Raw genomic sequence first — 19572 nt, forward strand, 5'->3', positions numbered from 1 at the left:
TGGCTTCTTGCTGTTGGACTACATGTGACGTGGCAGCCACAGCACCACATCGGGAAAGAAGTAAGTGATCAGTACCGCGGTATTCATGAGGAAAAACAGGGGCAACGCCGTACGTGCGATCCAGGTCACTTCGCGCCGCGTCAGGCCCTGGATGACGAAAAGGTTGAAACCAACGGGGGGTGTGATCTGTGCCATCTCGACCACCAGCACGATGAAGATGCCGAACCAGACCAGATCGAATCCGGCGGCTTCCACGGTTGGCAGCAACACGGCGATCGTCAGCACGACAACTGAAATGCCATCGAGGAAACAACCCAGGACGATAAAGAAGGCGATCAGCCCCAGCATCAGCATGAAGGGGGAGAGATGAAGTGCACCGATGAATTCAGCCAGGTGCCGCGGCAGGCCGATGAAACCCATGGACAGGGTCAGGAAAGCCGCGCCGGCGAGGATCAGGCCGATCATGCAATAGATGCGGCAGGCGGCAACGAGCCCTTCCCTGAATTTGTTCCAGTCCAGCGAACCCTCGATGGCCGCAAGCAGGAGCGAGCCTGCTACCCCCAGGGCGGCGGCTTCGGTGGCGGTGGCTATCCCGCTGTAAATGCCACCGAGCACCACCACAATCAGCGACACCACCGGAATCAGATGACGCGAAGCGTATATTTTCTGGCCGAAACTCATGGCCGCGTCAGCTGCCGGCACCTTGTCCTTGTTGAACAGGGCCCACACCATGATGTAACCCATGAACAGCGCAGCCAGCATCAGGCCGGGGATCACACCGGCCAGGAACAGCTTGGCAATCGACACATTGGCTGCCACGCCATACACGATCATGATGATGGATGGCGGAATCAGCAGGCCCAGCGTACCTGCGCCGGCCAACGTCCCGATGGAAATGTCGTCGGGATAGCCACGCTTCTTGAGTTCTGGCAAGGTGATCTTGCCGATAGTGGCGCACGTGGCCGCTGACGACCCCGAAATGGCGGCGAAGATGGTGCAGCCCACCACGTTGACATGCAGCAGGCGGCCTGGCAAGCGGTCCAGCCAGGGCGCCAGGCCCTTGAACATGCTGTCGGACAATTTGCTGCGAAACAGGATTTCCCCCATCCACAGAAAAAGCGGCAGCGCGGTCAGCGTCCAGCTGGAAGTGGAGCCCCAGATGGTCAATACCATGCTGTCCCCCACCGGCCGCTGGGTCAGCAATTCCATTCCCAGCAGGGCCACGGCCAGCAAGGACAGCCCTATCCACAAACCAGACCCCAGCGCCGCAAAAAGCAGCACGATCAGCCCGAAGGCAATGACGATATCCATTTTTTTCTTTCCGGGACTTATTCGATGTGGGCGGCTTCGCTGGAGACAGCAATGAAAATGCCGCCATGCCAGCGTTCGACCAGGGCTTGCACAAAGGACAGCGCAAAACCGATACAGCCCAGCGCCATGGCGATCTGCGGAATCCACAGGGGCGAGGCATCGGCTGCCGGCGAGATGTCATGCGTGCTGTACGACACCCAGACCAGCCGCACGGCGTACCAGGCCACATAGGCCGTCAGGGCCAGACCCGCACCCAGTGACCACCATTCAAGAAAGCCGCGCACCCTGGGAGAAACGCGTTCAAGCACCAGGGTCACACGGATGTGGTCGCCATGTTTGAGCGTGCCGGGCAGCGCAAGAAACAGGGCTGCCGCGATGGCGTAACCGGCATAGGCATCGAGGCCGGGAATGTCCCAGTTCGCCTCGCGCGCCAGCACACCCAATATGATGCTGCCGAAGGCCGCCAACATGGCCGCGCAGGACAGACCCATCAGCAGTTTGTAAAAATTCTGGACGAGTTTGCCCATCACGTGCTCCTGCATCGATCAAAAAAGGAAGAGAAAGGAAAGCGGCGGGCCCTCTGTCAGCAGGTCTGCGTTGCACAGACCCGCCCGCCGCGGGAAGCCGCTTACTTCTTGCGGTAAGCGTCGATCACAGCCTGGCCATCGGCGCCCGCGGTCTTCAGCCATTCAGCCGTCATGGTCTCGCCGATGACGGCGAGTTCCTTCTTGACGCTGTCTGAAGGTGCGCTGATGGTCATGCCCTTCGCAGCGAGTTCTTTCATGTATTCACCATCCAGCTTTTCGCTGGTTGCCCAGCCACGCTGTTCGGCAGCAGCAGCGGCCTTGAGCAGCGCGTCCTGCGTGGGCTTGTCCAGCGCGTCAAACGCCTTCTGGCTCACCACCGTCGCGTTGCGCGGCAACCAGGCGCTGACGGGGTAGAAGTACTTCACCTGCTCATGCAGCTTGCTTTCCACACCGCTGGCACTGGAGGTCAGGAAGTTCTGCACACCGCCGGTCGCTAGCGCCTGCCCCAGTTCGGCAAGCTGGATGGTCACGGGTTGCGCCTTGAGGAGCTGGGCAATACGTGTGGTCGCCGGGTTGTAGGCACGCATCTTGGTACCGGCAAAGTCGGCCGGCGTGCTGATGGGCTTGAGCGAATACAGCGACTGGCCGGGCCAGGGCACGGTGAACAGGACCTTGACACCCTGGGAGGCCAGCAGCTTGTCCTGTGCCGGTTTGGCAGCCACATACAGTCGCTTCGCATCACCGTAACTGGTAGCCAGAAAGGGGATGGAGTCAATGCCGAACAGCGGGTTCTCGTTGGCCGCGCCGGAAAGGATGAACTCGGCAGCCTGCACCTGGCCGGTCTGCACTGCGCGTTTGATCTCGTTGGCCTTGTACAGCGATCCGCCGGGGTGCAGCGTGATCTTGAGCTTGCCGCCGGTGAGCTGATCCACCTCATTGGCGAACTGCTGCACGTTCTGGGTCTGGAAGCTGTTGGCACCATAGCCGGTGGGCAAATCCCATTTGGTCTGGGCCTGGGCAAGCCCGGTACAGGCAAGCGTCAAACCGAAAATAAGTGTCTTCATGAAAAGCTCCTTTTAGAAACTGGCAAGTTGGTGGTTCAAAAGATCGGTAATCAGCATCGCGCCGGGTGCGTGGGTGATGCAGAACTCGGGACGGGCCTGCATGATGGCCGCCTGCGGCGTAACACCGCAGGCCCAGAAAACGGGAATTTCGTCCGGCAGCACCTCGACGGCATCGCCGTAGTCGGGCTTGCCGAGGTCGGCAATGCCGATCTGGGCCGGATCGCCGATGTGCACAGGCGCGCCATGCACATCAGGAAAACGCGAGGTGATCTGAACGGCGCGGATCGCATCGGCCGCCTTGAACGGCCGCATGGTGACCACCATCGGTCCATGGAAGGGGCCCGCCGGCTCGGTGGCGGTATTTGTGCGGTACATCGGAACATTTCTGCCCTGGTCAATGTGCCGGATGCGCAAACCCGCTTCCTGCAGGGCTTGCTCGAAAGAAAACGAACAGCCGAGCACAAATGTCACCATGTCTTTTCGCCACAGCGCACCGATGTCGGTGGGCTCGTCGACCAGTTCGCCATGGCGCCACACTCGGTAGCGCGGCAGGTCGGTGCAGATGTCAATGTCTGCGCCCAGCGCCGGCAGTTCTGCCTGGCCTGGCTCAGAAACCGCCAGCACCGGACAGGGCTTGGGGTTGCGTTGGCAGTAGCGCAGGAAGTCCCCGGCTTCAGCTGCCGGAAGGATGACCACGTTGCCCTGCACGTGGCCATTGGCCAGACCGCTCGTCTGCGAAGTCCAGCGGCCCTGCCGGATGACGCTGCGAACGTGCGCGGCATCGTTGACGCCGCCTGCGCCGAAAACCGAGAGTGCCGATTCAGTCGATGTGCTCACCAGAAAATTCCCCGTTTGTGTGTGTCACTTTCATGACGATGGGCGAATTGTGTGAGCGTCGCTGGCCTTCAGCAAATTCAAAATATTTTGCTTACGTCATCGATTTTTTCGATGATAGGGGTTTACCTTTAGACGGCTTTCTGACGCCCTTTTGGTGCGTTTTTCCGGTTCCCCGCGAATGCAACCGCCGATTGCACAACCGTTTCCACCGTTTTCGAACTGGGGTCCGTGCGGTAGCTGGCATGGATGGGCAGGGACTGCAGTTTCGCGTCGCAGGTCAATGGTTTCAGCCGGGCAAAACCGGTCAGCCGCTCGACCGCGGCACGCGGCAGCAAGGCCACCCCGAAGCCGCCCTGGACCAGCTGCACCATGGCAGAAATCGAGGAAATCGCATGCACCTTTTTGGGCTCCATGCGGTGCGTCCTGAACAGGTCCAGCAGGGTGACATGCGGCTGCGAGCCCTTCTGGAAGGTCAATAATTCCATGCCGGCAAGTTCGTCAAGCCTGTAATTCCTTTTTTTGTGCAGGTCCGGGTGACCGACAAACACCATGTCCATGGCCGGAAGCGCATGGTTTCGCACACCCTCGGCGGAGGCAGGCAAGACCGCAAAAACCAGGTCCAGCGTTCCGCGCTGCATCTGGTCAATCAGGATGGGCGTGGTCTCCACAGTCAATTCCAGCTCCAGGCCGGGATAGTCGGCACGCAGTTTTTCGAGCCACGGTATCAGCCATGAATGCAGCACCGACTCGATGGCGCCTATCCGCATCGACACCGCCATGGTCTGCCCGGACCCCATCTCGGCCTTGACCTCGCGCTGCAGTGCCAGCAGTTTCTCGGCGTATTGCAAAAAGCGTGCGCCCGCCCCGGTCAGCTTGAACTGCTTGTCGCGGCGGTCCAGCAGCAGCACGCCCAGTTCATCTTCCAGCGTGGCAATGCGGCTGGACATGGCGGATTGGGTCAAATACAGCTTTTCAGCAGCGCGCGAGATGCTTTTGAGTGTGGCCACCCAGTAGAAGGCTTCAACAAAGCGGAGGTTCATGGCGGGGGGGACCCTACAGGGGCTGTCAGGATTTCGGGGTATGCCCGGGGCAACTGGCGCGGGATTTGCGTCTATCCTATCCATACTTATCAACATCCATTGTCCTGGAGCTTTCATGAAATTCAAACTCGCCCTGATGGCCGCCGTCCTGAGTGTTGGTGCGGCCGCATCCGCCCAGACCAAGTGGGACCTACCCTCAGGCTACCCCGCGACCAACTTCCACAGCGAAAACCTGGTTCAGTTCGCCAATGACGTGGACAAAGCCAGCGGTGGCAAGCTGAAAATCACCGTCCATGCCAATGCTTCGCTTTTCAAGGCGCCGGAGATCAAACGCGCCGTGCAGGGCGGACAAGCCCAGGCAGGCGAAATCCTGCTGGTCAACTTCCAGAACGAATCGCAGCTGTTTGGCGCCGATGGCCTGCCCTTCCTGGCAGACAGCTACGACTCGGCCATGAAGCTCTACCAGGCGCAAAAGCCGCTGCTGGAAAAAAAGCTCGGCGAGCAAGGCATGTCCCTGCTCTACGCCGTGGCCTGGCCACCACAGGGAATCTATGCCAAAAAACCCATTGCTTCGGCGGCTGACCTCAAAGGCGTGAAGTGGCGCGCGTACAGCCCGGCCACCGCCCGCATTGCCGAGCTGGTCGGTGCACAACCGGTGACCATCCAGGCTTCCGAGCTGTCCCAGGCCCTGGCGACCGGCGTGGTCGAGTCCTACATGTCTTCCGGCTCGACCGGTGTGGACAGCAAAACCTACGAACACCTGAAATTCTTCTTCGACACCCAGGCCTGGTTGCCGAAAAATGCGGTCGTTGTGAACAAGGCGGCGTTTGACGCCCTCGATGCAGCAACCAAACAGGCTGTTCTCAAGGCCGCCGCCGATGCCGAGGTGCGTGGCTGGGCCGCTTCCAAACGCGTCAACACGGCATCGCTGGACACACTCAAGGCCAACGGCGTGAACATCGTCACGCCTTCACCAGCCCTGAAGGCCGACATGAAAAAAGTCGGCGACGTGATGCTCAAGGAATGGCTGGACAAGGCCGGCCCCGAGGGCCAGGCCGTGGTTGACGCCTACCGCAAGTAAATAGCCGAGATGCGCAAGCTGCTTGACGGCATTTACCACAGCGCCGCCGCCCTGGCGGCGCTTTTTTTGGTGGGCCTGCTGGTGATGGTTCTGCTGTCCATTGTCAGCCGGCAACTCCACTTTCATGTGCCGGGCACCGACGCCTATGCCGGCTACCTGATGGCCGCCAGCGGTTTCCTGGCTCTGGCCCACACCCTCAAGCGCGGCGAACATATCCGCGTGACGCTGCTGATCAACGCGCTTACCGGCCGCTGGAAGAAATCCATGGAGGTGTGGGCGCTGACCCTGGCCACACTCCTGGCGCTGCTGTTCGCCTTTTACAGCTGCAAGCTGGCATGGCAGTCCCGCGCCTTCAACGACATCTCCACCGGCAGTGATGCCACCCCTCTGTGGATGCCCCAACTCGCCATGGCTTTTGGTGCGGTGATCCTCGTCATCGCCTTCGTCGACGAGCTGGTCCTGGAGATCATGGGCCGCCGCGTCAGCACGACCAGCAGCGAAGCCCTACGCAACGAATAAGGACCCCATGAGCGATCTTGGAATCATGGCACTGCTGGTGCTGTCACTGTTTCTTATTCTAGGCACGGGCGTATGGATCGGGCTCACGCTGTCGGGCGTGGCCTGGATAGGCATGCAGTTGTTCACCACACGCGTGGCGGGTGACGCCATGGCGGTCACCATCTGGGGTTCGGCATCGAGCTGGACGCTGACCGCATTGCCCCTGTTCATCTGGATGGGTGAGATCCTGTTTCGCACCCGGCTCTCGCAGGACATGTTCAAGGGCCTGGCGCCGTGGATGCAAGGCCTGCCTGGCAGGCTGCTGCACACCAATGTGGTCGGTTGCACGATTTTTGCCGCGGTCTCGGGCTCCAGCGCAGCCACCTGCGCCACCATCGGCAAGATGACCTTGCCGGAACTCAAGCGGCGCGGCTACCCGGAGCACATGATTGTCGGCACCCTGGCAGGCGCCAGCACGCTGGGACTTCTGATCCCGCCATCCATCATCATGATTGTGTATGGCGTCACCGCGGAAGTATCGATTGCCAGGCTGTTCATTGCCGGCGTGCTGCCCGGACTGCTGCTGGCTTCATTGTTTTCGGGCTACATCATGGTCTGGGCATTGCGCAACCCCAGGCAGATCCCTCCAGCAGACGGAAAAACAACCGTGCTGCAAAAACTTTCGGCATCCCGCGCCCTGATTCCGGTGGTGCTCCTGATCGCTGCTGTACTCGGCTCCATATACACCGGTATCGCCACGGCCACAGAAGCTGCTGCGGTGGGTGTGCTGGGTTCGCTGGTGATCTCGGCCCTGCAAGGCTCCATGAGCTGGGCCACCTTTCGCGAAGCCCTGATGGGCGCCACCCGGCTCTACTGCATGATCGCACTGATCCTGGCCGGTGCTGCTTTCCTGACGCTGTCGATGGGGTACATCGGCCTGCCGCGCCACCTGGCCGAATGGATTGCCACGCTGGGCCTGACCCAGGGCCAGCTGATCCTGGCGCTGACCTTCTTTTTCATTTTGCTCGGCTGCTTCCTCGACGGCATCTCCATGGTAGTGCTGACCATGGGTGTGCTCATGCCCACCATCCAGAAAGCCGGCATCGACCCGATCTGGTTCGGCATCTTCGTCGTGCTTGTGGTCGAGATGGCGCAGATCACACCACCCGTGGGCTTCAACCTGTTTGTGCTGCAGGGCATGACTGGCCGCGAGCTGACATGGATCGCCAAAGTCACACTGCCCATGTTTTTCCTGATGTGCGCTGCCGTGGCGATTGTGTATGTCTTTCCCGGCATCGTCACCTGGCTGCCGCAACAGATGAGCCGTTAGGCCCTCTCATGCCACCATTGATCTATTCGGTCTTCGCCATTTGCCTCGGTGCCTCCGCGGGCGCCCTGGCACGCTGGGGCCTGGCCCTGTGGCTCACGCCCGGCGGCATCATTCCCTGGGGCACGCTGGCCGCCAACCTGATTGGCGGCTACCTGGTCGGCGTCTGCCTGGCCATCTTCCAGTCCCTGCCGCAGCTCGATCCGGTCTGGCGCCTGATGCTGGTGACCGGCTTCCTGGGCGGGCTCACCACCTTCTCCTCATTCTCCGCGGAGGTGGTGGTGTTCCTGATGGAGGAACGCTACGGCCTGGCGCTGGGCACCGCAGCGCTGCACGTGCTGGGTTCGCTGCTCATGACCGTGCTGGGCGTCAAAAGTGCTCTGTTTTTAATAGCTGCCCGCGCCCAGTGAATAAGGGTTGAGGCCATTTTCCGTCATCTATTTCGGGCTCCAGCCGGGTCATACCGCAACAGTTTCCTCTTCAGCAGCCTGCCTGGGTTCGCGCTGCAGGGCCGGAGCCGGCGCGAACACAGCAAGCACCTCCTGCCGCTCCGGTGACGCTCGCCGGGCAGCCTTCTCGCGGTTGATCCGCTGCATGGCCACCACATCGATGATCAGCGCCACGTTGCCGTCACCCAGAATCGTCGCCGCCGAAATACCGGGCACCTTGCGGTAGTTGGTTTCAAGGTTCTTGACAACCACCTGGTGCTGTCCCACCAGCTGGTCCACCAGCAAGGCAAAACGTGTTCCCTCGGACTGGACAATCACGGCGATGCCCTGCGTGGGATTTTCCACCGCACCGGCCACACCGAACAGTCGGTGCAGTTCGACCAGCGCCAGGTATTCGCCGCGAACATGCAGAACATGTTCATGGCTGGTGATGGAATGGATGTCGGCGCGCTGCGGCTGCAGGGATTCGATGACGTAGTTCAGAGGCAGGATGTAAACCTCCTCGCCCACCTTGACCGACATGCCGTTGAGGATGGCCAGCGTCAGCGGCAACACGATGCGGATGGTCGTGCCCCGGCCCTGCACGGAAGAGATCTCCACGTGGCCACCGAGCTCCTGAATGTTGCGTTTCACCACATCCATGCCCACGCCGCGGCCGGAAACGTCGGTGACTTCCTCCGCCGTGGAGAATCCCGCCGCAAAAATCAATTGCCAGACTTCGTCGTCCGTGATGGACTCGCTGATCGCCATACCCTGCTGGATCGCCTTGGCCAGGATTTTTTCGCGAACCAGCCCGCCGCCGTCGTCCTTGACCTCGATCACGATGCTGCCGCCCTGATGCTGGGCAGAAAGCGTCAACCTGCCCACCGGGTCCTTGCCCGCAAGGGCGCGCCGCTCCGGCCCCTCGATGCCATGGTCCAGGCTGTTGCGCACGAGATGGGTGATGGGATCGATGATGCGCTCGATCAGTCCCTTGTCCAGCTCGGTCTCCTTGCCGACCGTGATCAGCTGCACCTGTTTTCCCAGCTTGGCCGACAGATCGCGGATCAGGCGCGGAAAGCGGCTGAACACATAGTCCATCGGCATCATCCGGATCGACATCACGGATTCCTGCAAATCACGGGCATTGCGCTCCAGATGACCCATGCCGCTGAGCAGGCGCTCGTGCAACACCGGGTCCAGCAGGGACGCGGTTTGTGTCAGCATGGACTGGGTGATCACCAGTTCACCGACGAGGTTGATGATCTGGTCCACCTTCTCGACATCGACCCTGATCGAACCCGACTCCTTGGCGCCGGATGACCCAGCCACTGCGGCAGTGCCAGCGAGCAAGGGCGATGTGCCCGACAGCACCGCAACCGGCGCTCCTGCGGAAAGTGCTTCCGCCTGCGCAGGCGCAGCGGGTTCCTCTGCCGCGGCCGCAGGGGTGTCAGCCGTTTCGCTGGTGATTTCAATCTGGTCCGCTTCGATGATGAAGCAGCACACCGACACAATGTCTTGGGCATCGCAGGTGGTATCCAGCCAGAGGGTCAGGCTGTCTTCCGTCTGGGTCTGGGCGGTGACCTGACCCAGATTGCCCATCTCTTCAGCCAGCAGCTTACGGTCGCCTTCGTCCACCTTGAGAAAACGCACTTTCAGCGACGCGTTCGCAATTTGAGCTGGGGTTACGACAGGCGCCGCGACGGGCGCGGGCACGGGTGCTGCCCCGGCCGGCGCGGCCCCGGCTTCAAGCGCCAGTTGCCGCAAGACGCCGCAGATCCGCGCGACCACTTCGGGATCAGGCTCCCCGCCGGTGCGATACGCACCCATTTGTTTTTGCAGCACGTCCTTGGTCTCCAGAAATGCATCCATCATCTTTGTGGTCAGTTTCAGGTCGCCATGGCGCGCCCTGTCGAGCAGGTTTTCAAGCAGGTGCGTGGTATCGGTCAGGGCCAGAAAACCAAAGGTGGCGGCGCCGCCCTTGATGGAATGCGCCGCGCGAAATATGGCGTTGAGGTGCTCACTGTCCGGTGCCTCGAGGTCCAGCCCCAGGAGCAGCAGCTCCATCTCCGCCAGCAGCTCATCGGCTTCTTCAAAAAAGGCCTGGTAAAACTGGGTAATGTCCATCTCGTGTCATCTCTGGTTGGGTTTCCTGTTGCCGGTCTGCTTGCAGAGGCAACGGCTTGGTCAATATTGTTCTGGAGCGTCCGATCCGGTCTCGCGGCACCCTCCTTGAGCGCGTCCCAGCGCGCGGCTTGGGCCTCTATGCCCTTCCCATCTGCAACAGGCTGCCCACCACATCCAGCAGTGTTTCGGGTTTGACCGGCTTGCACAGCCAGCCGTTGGCACCGGCTTTCCTCGCGTCCGACTTTCCGGCTTCGCTGCTGATGGTGCTTAGCACCACCACAGGCACATGGGCATAGTCCGCAAGCAGGCGCAGCTGGCGCGTCAGTTCGCCGCCATCCATCGGAATCATGGTCCAGTCCGTCAGAACCAGATCGACCTGCGCCCTGCCAAGGTGCGCCAGGGCCGCCTCGCCCCCCTCGGCCAGCAGCGCGCTGTAACCCGCTTCCTCAAGGATCGCCGAGATCATCTGCCGCATCACCGCGGAATCATCAACGACCAGAATGGTTCTGTTTTTCATCATGTCCTGCTTCCGGATTGGCCTGGTGAAGGGCTGGCTGCGGCCCGACGGCCATCGCCGGGCTGCGCTCCGCCCAGTTTGCCGCCGGCTTCGGCCGCGGCTGACGAATTCACCGGGTTGGCCGCATTGGCCCTTTCGATTTCCGCCTGCGCACGGTGGTTGAGAACCACCACGCTGATACGGCGGTTGATGGGTGCAAACGGGTCGTCCTGGTTCAAATGCATGCTCGAGGCGACACCCATCACCCGCAGGACCTTCTTTTCCTGCATGCCGCCCGCAATCAGTTCCCGGCGCGAAGCATTCGCCCGGTCCGAGGACAGCTCCCAGTTGCTGTAGGACTTGTCGCCCTGCGTGTACTGGGTTGCGTCGGTATGCCCGGACAAGGTGATCTTGTTGGGTTGCGCGTTGAGCACCGGGCCAATCTCGCGCAGGATGGTGCGCATGTAGGACACCACCACAGCACTGGATCGGTCGAACATGGGCCGGTTGCTGCTGTCGACAATCTGGATTCGCAGCCCTTCCGGGGTGATGTCTATCAGCAATTGCGGCCGGAACTGCTTAAGGATCGGGCTGGACTCGATCATGTTGTCCAGCTTCTTCTTGAGCTCGTCCAGCCGGCTGACGTCATCGGGATCGTCCTTTTTCTCGGCCTCTTCGGCCTCCCCTTTTGCACGGGTGAGATCGGCGCCGCCACCGGGAATCACGCTGCTGCTCAGGCTGCTTGCGGGCCCTCCGGAAAGCGCCACCTTCAGAGGCGTCTTGAAATGCTCGGCAATCCCGGCCAGTTGCTTCGGGGATGAGTTGGAGAGAAGCCACATCACCAGGAAAAACGCCATCATCGCCGTCATGAAATCGGCGTAAGCAATCTTCCAGCCCCCACCATGGTGGCCGGCGGCCTGGACGGGGCGCTTGATGATGATGCGGCGTGCAGCTTCAGTCATGGCTTTGCGGGCGGGTCCGGTTCAGCGGTTCTTGACTTCGCGAACGTGCCCGTCCAGCTCGGTAAACGAGGGACGTTCGGTGGAGCGCAGGATCTTCCGGCCAAACTCCACCGCCAGTTGCGGTGCGTAGCCATTCATGCTCGCCAGCAAGGTCACCTTGATGCACTGGTAGACCTTCAGGGAGTCGCCCACCTTGTGTTCGATCAGGGAAGCCAGCGGTGAAACAAAACCATAAGCCAGCAGGACGCCCAGGAAAGTTCCCACCATGGCGTGGGCAATCAGCTCGCCCATGACGGACGGCGGCAGGTCGGCGGACGCCAACGCATGAACCACGCCGAGCACGGCCGCAACAATACCCAGGGCCGGCAAGGCATCGCCCACCTTGGCCAGTGCGTGCGCCGGCGCCTCGGCTTCGTGCTTGTAGGTGTCGAGCTCATGCTCCATGAGCTGGTCGATTTCGAAGGGATCGGTGTTGCCGCTGACAATCAGTCGCAGGTAGTCCGTCAGGAATTCAATCAGGGGTGCGTCGGCCAGCAGCATGGGATAAGGCGCAAAAATGGCACTGGTCTGCGGATCGTCGACGTCCGACTCCAGCGCCAGCATGCCGTCTTTTCGACCTTTGGACAGCAGCACATACAGCAGCGCAAGAATCTCCATGTAGAGTTCCTTGTCATGCTTCTTCGAACTGCGAAAAAGCTTGGGAATCGCCTTCAGCGTGGCGCCTATGGTGTGGCGGTCATTGCCGACAATGAATGCGCCTATCGCGGCGCCACCGATCATCAGCAGCTCAAGCGGCTGGTAGAGTGCGCCGAAATGCCCGCCCATCAGCGCATAGCCGCCAAACACGGACGCCAGCACAACCATATAGCCAACAATTACCAGCACCGCGCCCTCCCTTTCTTTTCAAGAAAACCTGGATCAACAGGAAACCACACGAACCTGCATCACATCAGGCCCGCGATGCACTCATCACATCAGCCAGCCACTGCGACGACGCACTCGCGCTGTTGCCACCGATGGCAACAGGAGCGGCTTGCGGCATATCGGAACTGCTCTTGCGTGTTTTTCCGGCACGCGATGGCGGCCGGCACAGCACACACACGTAATTGCCCTGCGGGTCATGGGCATGCGCGACGAACAGGCCGGTACAGCGGGTGCAGGTACTCAGTTGCAACATGTCGCTGTCGAAAAAGCGCACAAGCGTCCATGCCCGCGTGAAGTCCAGCACAGGCTCGCTGCCTTGCTGCTGCACCTGCTCCAGGTACAGCTGGTAACTCTTGATGAGCGCCGTGATTCGCGTACAGCCCCCATGGGTCACCATGAAGCGGTAAATGTTGTAGAACATGGACGAATGGATGTTGGACATCCAGGTCATGAACCAGTCGGTCGAAAACGGCAACAAACCCTTGGGCGGTGACGCTCCCTTGATCTCCTTGTACAGCTTGATCAGCCGATCACGGCTCAGGCTGGTTTCCGCCTCAAGGAATTGCAGGCGGGCGCCCAGTTTGATCAGGTCGATAGCCAGATGGATTTCACCAGCCTCCCGGATAACGCTTTTAGTGGCCATGACGGTCCAGACGGCAGAAAAAATGGGAGGGCGCGATGCGGCCTTGATTGCAGGACATCACCGAGCCGCCTCGACATGTTGTCCAGAAAGAAGAATGGCGGTGTGGGCCTGCTGCAAGGACAGGTTTTTCCCGTCATGGGTCAATGCCGAAAGAATCGGATGATCGTCAAACCGGAAGCGGCACAGGAGCAGGCTGGAAGAGGCCAGCTTCACAATTTGCGACAGCGACAGGTTGCCCAGCAGGTCAGCCAGTTCCTTGCTCATCCCCAGGCGGAACATGGCCGTGGGGGCATCTTCTTTCACCAGCCGCTGCGCCAGCAACAGGTAAGTCAGATTCAAATCACCAATTTCATTGCTATTACCGATTTCAGACACGATGAGCTCCTAAATTTTCAAAAATTTGCCTCTGTGAACGCACCCATCGCGGGCTTGTCCTACAAACATCGGGGTGTCAGACCTACAAATCTGCTGATCCCTTGGCTCATTTTTATCACATTTGAAACATATTTCTACATTTACTGCTGCAAATAGGGGGCAAATTTGCATCAAAACCAACATTAAAACGAATTAATTAAATTAAACGATATAAATCAGTCACTTGGGCCATATGGTGGTAAGTCCGGGGTGGATTTCGCTTCCAGTTGGTGTAGCCAGGTCAGCACTTCGGCGACTGCGACATACAGGGCTGGGGGAATCCGCGTGTCCAGGTCGACGCGCATGAGGAGGTTGACGAGGTCTGGCGAGGCATGGACGTACAGGCCGCTTTCTTTTGCGCACCGGACAATGGACTCCGCAGCAGAGCCGTATCCCTTGGCCACGACAATGGGCGCGCTGTCGCCGGTGCCATGGGACAGCGCCACCGCCGCTGGCCGATGTTGCGCAAGTCCCTGCCCTGCATCCATGTCGATACGCTCATGCACCATCAGCATCTTCCCGCCCGGCCTGCGCGGCCGGCTCACCCGTCACCGGCCCGATCTGCATGCCCGTCAGTTCAAGCCCGAAGCCGCCCAGGCGGCCCGGCAATTCGCCGCTGGAGCCGCGCAGCAGGGCCACGGTGGCGTCTTCCTGCGCAGCAAGATCCACCCTGAGCGACGTGCCGGCAAGGCGCAAAAACACTTCCACGACACCCAGCGCAGGCAAAGACAGCGACAGACGGGTACTCCAGCTGCCTTGCGGCGCCTGCTCACCGGCAGTCTCTTCGCGCTCTTCGCGTATCTCCCATTCCACCGGCGTGCCCGCCCATGCTTCGCCGGACCAGCGAAACACGGGCACCGCCAGCAGTTCGAGCTGCTGGCGGACAAGGGCCACCAGGTCCGGATGCACGCCGAGGCCAGCGGAAGCAGGCGTGTTGCTGCGCGGTGCATCCGCAGCACGCGTATCCGACGTCTCGGCCGGGAGTTTTTCTGCGCCTGCTTCATCCATAAATATAGGAGCGCTGCTGCCGACTGCCAGGTCCCCGGCTGCGGCACCATGCCGCGCCCGCGAGAGCGGTGCCGGGTTCCGGCCTGTCATGTCATCAGCAGGAATGCCTTCCTGGACAGGCATGGCCGACGGCCCGGCCCGGAGTACATTGCCCGGCGCCCTGTCCTGCACCGGATCTTGCGTGACGGTGCCCGGCATCTCCCCCAAACCTTTCCCCGCGGCATCCAGGTGCGCCTGCGGCTCCTGGGCCAGCTGCGAAAAAGTGCGGGTGCCTGCCACGTATTGCTGCAGGTGCGACTCGTAAAACAGGCCTGAGATAGCCACCGTACGGGCCAAGGCCGTGGTCATCTGCTGCGCCACAGGCGGCGGGGGATGGGGCCACAACGGTTGATGGCCCTGGATTTTGGGCGCGCTGCCTGCGGAGGGCTCCAGGATGGCACTCACTGTCCGGGCCGCTGCGCTCAAGGTGACGGTTTCGCCAAGGTGTCCCGAACGCGGGGCATTGTGCTTGCCGGCATCGCCATGGGCGAGGCCCACACCAAGCTGCTGCTCCAGCGCCGCGCGCGACGGCAGGCGAACATCATTGACAACTTTTTCGACACGGGTCGGTGCGCCCGGACCCGCGATCGCAGCCTGTGATTTCAACGGAACCAGGTCCGGACGCTGGGCCAGACGCGTGGCCAGAAGCGTATCCACCAGAGGCGTGACACCGCTCATAAATTGGCATCGTCCGTGGGGCCGTAGGCGTGGTGGAGGTTCTGCTGCGTCTCCAGGCTCCTGAGTATCGCGCCCAGCCGTGCCAGCTGCGGCAGGACCATGTCATGAATGCCGTCCTGATTGGCCTTGATCCGGACCAGCAACTGGAGCTTTCGCGCCGACTGGGCCTCACTGAGTTCTTCCAGCGGTTCGATCAGCTTGAGCCGGTCCACGGTTTCGCTGTATTGCATTTCGAGCGCCGGCAACCCTCCCCACTGACCGGTGCGCGCCAGCAGCAGCATGCGCTCGGTGAGCGGCGCAATCTGCTCGTAGCAGTGCATGACTTCACTTTGCGAGCCCATCTCAGGCACCTGTCGAAACGTGGCCTGCCGCGGAAGCACCAGGGGCCTCGGTCACGGGGCCCGGCTTTTGGGGATCGACCTCGCGCCATGCCGAACTGATGCTGTCCAGCAGCCGGTCCGCCTCGTCCAGCAGGGCCGGATCATTGCGCAGGTTGGCGTAAAGCAGGCGCTGGCTGACATAGTCATAAAGCGCGGAGAGATTGGCCACCAGCTCGGCACCGGCCATGCCCCCAAGCTCGGCATCAAGACTGGCCTTCAATCCGTTGTCGACAATATTGATCGCCTTGGAAATGGCATTGCCTTTGGCGCTGATGTCATGGTTGGCCATATGGTGGCGCGCCATGGTAATGGCCGTTTTGGCGCCGTCGAACAGCATGGTGATCAACTGGTGCGGCGAGGCACTCATTGCGCCGCTTTCCCTGCCGATGGTGGCATAGGCGGTGGCGCCGGTGTTGTAGGCATGAGGGGGGGTGTACACGGAAGGTTTCCTTGTTATTTGCTGGCGTTCATGGCATCAAATTGAGCAGTCAGGTAGCTCGTGGTCGAGTTCATTCTGGACATCAGCAAGTCCAGCTGCGTGAACTGTGCGCGGTAACGCGCCACTTTGGCCTCCACACTGACTTCGGTAGCGGCGTAGCGGGTGTCCAGCGATTTCAGCGTGGCATTGACGCCGGCCTTGGCATTGCTGATCGCACCGGTGGTCCCGATAAACGCATCGACAAGGGCCGCCACCTGGGTGCCGTAGCCCGTGTTGCCGCCCGTGCCCGCAAACAGCTCCACCACCGCTTCCCGGTCATCGGCCAGTGCTGTCTTCAGCTTGGCGGCGTCGAAGGCAATCGTGCCGTCTTTCTGGAAAGTCACACCTACCTGCGACAGCACCTTGAGATCTCCCGCCTGCGGCGTGTTGAGCGCCGCGCGGATCCCGCTTTGGACCGTACGCAAGGTGGAGTCCCCCACCAGCGCGGCGCCGGCTTTCTTTTCCTGGTCATATTTGGTGAGCTGGGCAGCCGTGGACTGCAGGGCGTTGTAGGCGCTGACAAAAGCGTTCACCGCCGTTTCAACCGAAGCGCTGTCGCGGCTGACGGTCAGGGTACTGGTGCCCGTCTTGGCCAGCGTCATGGTCACACCCTGCACTGCATCCTGCACGGTGTTGGTGCTGGACGTCACGGCAATGCCATTGACTGTCAGAGCGGCATTGGCTGCGGCGGTGGTCTGCTGCAGGCTTTGCACCGCAGAAGGGTCGTGGGACAGCAGGCTCTGCAGGCTTGCGTCGCCAGTCACGGCCATGCGCAGGCTGGAGGTCTCGCCCGTCGGGGAGTTCAGCACCAGCCGATAGGGAGAAGCTCCACCGTCGTTGATGATGCTGGCCGTTACGCCGAGCGTGGTGTTTTTATTGATGGCGTCGCGCAGGCCCTCGAGCGAGTTGTTGCTGCTGTCGACCACGATAACCTGCGCCGTGCGGCTGGCATCGGGTGAAAAGGCGGCACCGCTGTAGTGACCGGTCACCGGATCCAGGGTTCCCCCCGAAATCGTGCCGAAATCAATCGTCACCGAACCCAGTCCAACCGCAGCCTTCGCATCGGCCACACCCGTCGCCGCCAGTGACTGCGCTTGTGCCAATCGCGTCACGTCAATCGCGTAATTGCCCACTGCGCCGGTCGCCGAAGCGGTGGCCGACAACACATCGGTCGCACTCGAAACGGCCTTGGCCCCCTGGAACAGGCTGGCGTCAGCCAGTTTCTTCGCAGCAGCCTGAAAGGTGCTCAGGGCATTTTGCAAAGTGCCATAGGCAGACAGTTTGGCGGTGTAGCTGACCTGCTGCTTTTGCAGCGCCACCAGCGGCTGGCTTTCCGCCGCGGCGAGCTTGTCCAGCAAACCGCTCAAATCGAGGTTGGACCCCACCCCCAAGCTTGAAATTAAGGACATGCTGACCCCTTGACCCTTTAAACCTTGACCGACCTGAAAGCGCCGGCGTCCGGGCCCGATGCAACCGCCGTCACCCAGGGGCTGCTCCAGCGCGCGGGCGCGGGTGCCTGTGTCTGGTCCGTCAGTTGCGCCTTGCGGCACACCGCCTGGTGCACCAGGAGATCATGCAATTTTCCCAGCGCTTTGGACAGTTGCATTACTTCTTCAGAGGGCATTTGGCGAATCAGTTTGCCGGTTTCCACATCCACTACCCGGGCAATCATCGTGTCGGTGTCCTTGTCGAACTCGAACTGCACGCCGATGGACGCCAGCTTCAGGGTCTGGTTGATCTCGGCCAGCGTGACGTTTTCCCACGTGGGCTGGGGTTCGGCTTTTGAAGCTTCGCCGCGGGTAGCTGCGGTGTGGTGCATCGGCTCCGTCTCCCGCGAAAGCGATGCCATCGGCGTCATGGCCGCCGGCATGGCAGGCGCCGGGGTCACCACAGGTTCGCGGCGCGGACTGCCCGACAGGATGCTGATGGGAATCGTCATGACTGGCTCTCTCCTGATGAATCGCTAGGCGCTCACGCCTGAAATCAAGCGTGACTGCCTAACGCAGGCGGACGGGCCGCCTGGCTGGGATGTGAAACACCGAAAGGGACGTGCGCCGCAGCGCCCGCCCTTTCACCCGATTAACGCAGCAGGGACAAGACGCCTTGCGTTGTCTGGTTGGCCTGGGCCAGCACGGAGGTACCGGCTTGCTGCAGGATCTGCGCGCGGCTCATGTTGGACACTTCGGTCGCGTAGTCAGCATCTTCAATGCGTGAGCGTGAAGAAGTCAGGTTGTTGATGGTGGTTCCCAGGTTGGAAATCACCGAATCAAAACGATTCTGAACCGCACCCAGCGTTCCGCGCAGATCGTCAACCGTCTTCAGCGCAGCGTCGATGGCGGCGAGCGGGTTGGCGGTGGCGGTCAGGCCGGCGGCAGCATCCGCGTCGTAGGCAGCCGTCTGGACAGCCAGGCCGGCGGCGGTGGAAACGGTGAAGTCGGTCACAACGCCGGTCGCTGCAGTGACAGTGGCGCCGTTGCTGACCTTGTACAGGTTGCCCGCCTTGTCGGAGATGGCGTAGTTGGCATAGGTTTCCGTCGCGGCGGTGTAAGCGCCATAACCATGCAGTGTCAGATCCGCAGTGGTTGTTCCGGCAGACATGTTGGTCACGGTGACCGCGGAAAGATCGACTGCTGCAGTCGTGGTGACACCTGCAGTGGTGGAAGAGAAGCTGGCAATCGGTGCCGACAGGCCCGACACGCTAAAGCCGGTCAAGCCCAGCTTACCTGCGTCAATCTGTTTCAGGGCGATCGAGATGCTTTCGCCGTCATTCGCACCAACCTGGATAGCCAGGCTCTGGTCGGCAGCCAGCACCTTCACGCCGTTGAAGTCGGTTTGCGACGACGTACGGTTGATTTCGGACAGGCGCTGGGTAATTTCAGCCTGGATGGAGGCTTTGTCGGCGGCGGAGTTGCTGCCGTTGGCCGATTGCACTGCCAGTTCGCGGATGCGCTGCAGGTTGTTGTTGACTTCGGACAGGGCGCCTTCAGTCGTCTGGGCCAGCGAGATGCCGTCATTGGCATTGCGCTGGGCCTGGGTCAGACCCTTGATGTTGGCGGTGAAGCGGTTGGCGATGGCCTGACCGGCTGCATCGTCCTTGGCGCTGTTGATGCGCATGCCGGACGACAGACGCTCGATCGCGCTGTTCAGCGCGCCTTGCGACTTGTTGAGGTTATTCTGCGTAAGCAGGGAAAGCGAATTGGTGTTGATGACTTGGCCCATGAGGAACTCCTGAATTTCAAAGTTTGTGTACTCCGGCTTCTTGCCGTCACGCTGGCCTTGCTTGCCTGGACACTGTGCAAGCCACCGTTAT

The 19572-nt window shown here is 61.2% G+C and carries 22 protein-coding genes; 4 read left to right on the forward strand and 18 right to left on the reverse strand.

Features of this window, described 5'->3' with window-relative positions:
• Window positions 1-18 precede the first annotated feature (18 nt).
• The 5 genes from WA904_RS18430 to WA904_RS18450 form a co-directional block, all read right to left on the reverse strand.
• Window positions 19-1311 carry a TRAP transporter large permease gene (locus WA904_RS18430; protein ID WP_425198578.1) on the reverse strand — a complete coding sequence of 431 codons (1293 nt, stop codon included), beginning with the start codon at window positions 1309-1311 and terminating at the stop codon, window positions 19-21.
• Window positions 1312-1328: 17 nt separating this feature from the next.
• A complete protein-coding gene (locus WA904_RS18435) occupies window positions 1329-1838 on the reverse strand; it encodes a TRAP transporter small permease (RefSeq protein ID WP_425198579.1) in 510 nt (169 codons plus the stop codon).
• Window positions 1839-1939: 101 nt separating this feature from the next.
• Window positions 1940-2902, reverse strand: a complete 963-nt coding sequence (locus WA904_RS18440; protein ID WP_425198580.1) for a TRAP transporter substrate-binding protein — start codon at window positions 2900-2902, stop codon at window positions 1940-1942.
• A gap of 12 nt (window positions 2903-2914) precedes the next feature.
• Window positions 2915-3739: a putative hydro-lyase gene (locus tag WA904_RS18445; RefSeq protein ID WP_425198581.1), complete on the reverse strand. Its 825-nt coding sequence runs from the start codon at window positions 3737-3739 to the stop codon at window positions 2915-2917.
• Window positions 3740-3867: 128 nt separating this feature from the next.
• Entirely contained in the window at window positions 3868-4779 is a 912-nt protein-coding gene (locus WA904_RS18450; RefSeq protein ID WP_425198582.1) for a LysR family transcriptional regulator, read from the reverse strand.
• A gap of 115 nt (window positions 4780-4894) precedes the next feature.
• On the opposite strand from WA904_RS18450, the gene WA904_RS18455 reads away from it, so the two are divergent.
• Genes WA904_RS18455 through crcB form a run of 4 tightly spaced genes read left to right on the forward strand, consistent with a single transcriptional unit; the run spans window position 4895 to window position 8095 of the window.
• Window positions 4895-5860, forward strand: coding sequence for a TRAP transporter substrate-binding protein (locus WA904_RS18455; protein WP_425198583.1), 966 nt, complete (start codon window positions 4895-4897; stop codon window positions 5858-5860).
• A gap of 9 nt (window positions 5861-5869) precedes the next feature.
• Entirely contained in the window at window positions 5870-6379 is a 510-nt protein-coding gene (locus WA904_RS18460; RefSeq protein ID WP_425198584.1) for a TRAP transporter small permease, read from the forward strand.
• A gap of 7 nt (window positions 6380-6386) precedes the next feature.
• The gene (locus WA904_RS18465; protein ID WP_425198585.1) at window positions 6387-7688 is read left to right on the forward strand and encodes a TRAP transporter large permease; all 1302 of its coding nucleotides are present in this window, start codon (window positions 6387-6389) and stop codon (window positions 7686-7688) included.
• Window positions 7689-7708: 20 nt separating this feature from the next.
• Window positions 7709-8095, forward strand: coding sequence for a fluoride efflux transporter CrcB (gene crcB, locus WA904_RS18470; protein WP_425198617.1), 387 nt, complete (start codon window positions 7709-7711; stop codon window positions 8093-8095).
• Between the two features lie 48 nt (window positions 8096-8143).
• On the opposite strand, the gene cheA is transcribed toward crcB, so the two are convergent.
• From cheA to WA904_RS18535, 13 genes are all read right to left on the reverse strand, one after another.
• The gene (gene cheA / locus WA904_RS18475) at window positions 8144-10240 is read right to left on the reverse strand and encodes a chemotaxis protein CheA (RefSeq protein ID WP_425198586.1); all 2097 of its coding nucleotides are present in this window, start codon (window positions 10238-10240) and stop codon (window positions 8144-8146) included.
• 136 nt (window positions 10241-10376) lie between these two features.
• Window positions 10377-10757, reverse strand: a complete 381-nt coding sequence (locus WA904_RS18480) for a response regulator (protein ID WP_425198587.1) — start codon at window positions 10755-10757, stop codon at window positions 10377-10379.
• Window positions 10757-11698: a flagellar motor protein MotB gene (gene motB / locus WA904_RS18485; protein ID WP_425198588.1), complete on the reverse strand. Its 942-nt coding sequence runs from the start codon at window positions 11696-11698 to the stop codon at window positions 10757-10759. Before motB ends, WA904_RS18480 begins: the two co-directional genes overlap by 1 nt.
• Window positions 11699-11719: 21 nt before the next feature.
• Window positions 11720-12583: a flagellar motor stator protein MotA gene (motA, locus tag WA904_RS18490; protein WP_425198589.1), complete on the reverse strand. Its 864-nt coding sequence runs from the start codon at window positions 12581-12583 to the stop codon at window positions 11720-11722.
• A gap of 64 nt (window positions 12584-12647) precedes the next feature.
• Window positions 12648-13265, reverse strand: a complete 618-nt coding sequence (gene flhC / locus WA904_RS18495) for a flagellar transcriptional regulator FlhC (protein WP_425198590.1) — start codon at window positions 13263-13265, stop codon at window positions 12648-12650.
• A gap of 57 nt (window positions 13266-13322) precedes the next feature.
• Window positions 13323-13640, reverse strand: a complete 318-nt coding sequence (flhD, locus tag WA904_RS18500; RefSeq protein WP_425198591.1) for a flagellar transcriptional regulator FlhD — start codon at window positions 13638-13640, stop codon at window positions 13323-13325.
• Between the two features lie 215 nt (window positions 13641-13855).
• A complete protein-coding gene (locus tag WA904_RS18505; protein WP_425198592.1) occupies window positions 13856-14194 on the reverse strand; it encodes an EscU/YscU/HrcU family type III secretion system export apparatus switch protein in 339 nt (112 codons plus the stop codon).
• Window positions 14178-15404 (reverse strand): flagellar hook-length control protein FliK, encoded by a 1227-nt coding sequence (locus tag WA904_RS18510; protein WP_425198593.1) that lies wholly within the window; start codon window positions 15402-15404, stop codon window positions 14178-14180. Before WA904_RS18510 ends, WA904_RS18505 begins: the two co-directional genes overlap by 17 nt.
• Window positions 15401-15745 (reverse strand): flagellar protein FliT, encoded by a 345-nt coding sequence (locus WA904_RS18515; protein WP_425198594.1) that lies wholly within the window; start codon window positions 15743-15745, stop codon window positions 15401-15403. The genes WA904_RS18510 and WA904_RS18515 overlap by 4 nt, the downstream gene beginning before the upstream one ends.
• A 1-nt stretch (window position 15746) precedes the next feature.
• Window positions 15747-16223 (reverse strand): flagellar export chaperone FliS, encoded by a 477-nt coding sequence (gene fliS, locus WA904_RS18520; protein WP_425198595.1) that lies wholly within the window; start codon window positions 16221-16223, stop codon window positions 15747-15749.
• 14 nt (window positions 16224-16237) lie between these two features.
• The gene (fliD, locus tag WA904_RS18525) at window positions 16238-17671 is read right to left on the reverse strand and encodes a flagellar filament capping protein FliD (protein WP_425198596.1); all 1434 of its coding nucleotides are present in this window, start codon (window positions 17669-17671) and stop codon (window positions 16238-16240) included.
• 17 nt (window positions 17672-17688) lie between these two features.
• Window positions 17689-18201: a flagellar protein FlaG gene (locus WA904_RS18530; protein WP_425198597.1), complete on the reverse strand. Its 513-nt coding sequence runs from the start codon at window positions 18199-18201 to the stop codon at window positions 17689-17691.
• A 140-nt stretch (window positions 18202-18341) separates the two neighbouring features.
• Window positions 18342-19481 carry a FliC/FljB family flagellin gene (locus WA904_RS18535; protein ID WP_425198598.1) on the reverse strand — a complete coding sequence of 380 codons (1140 nt, stop codon included), beginning with the start codon at window positions 19479-19481 and terminating at the stop codon, window positions 18342-18344.
• Window positions 19482-19572 lie beyond the last annotated feature (91 nt).

Source organism: Polaromonas sp. (assembly GCF_049790275.1).
Classification (GTDB): domain Bacteria; phylum Pseudomonadota; class Gammaproteobacteria; order Burkholderiales; family Burkholderiaceae_C; genus Polaromonas.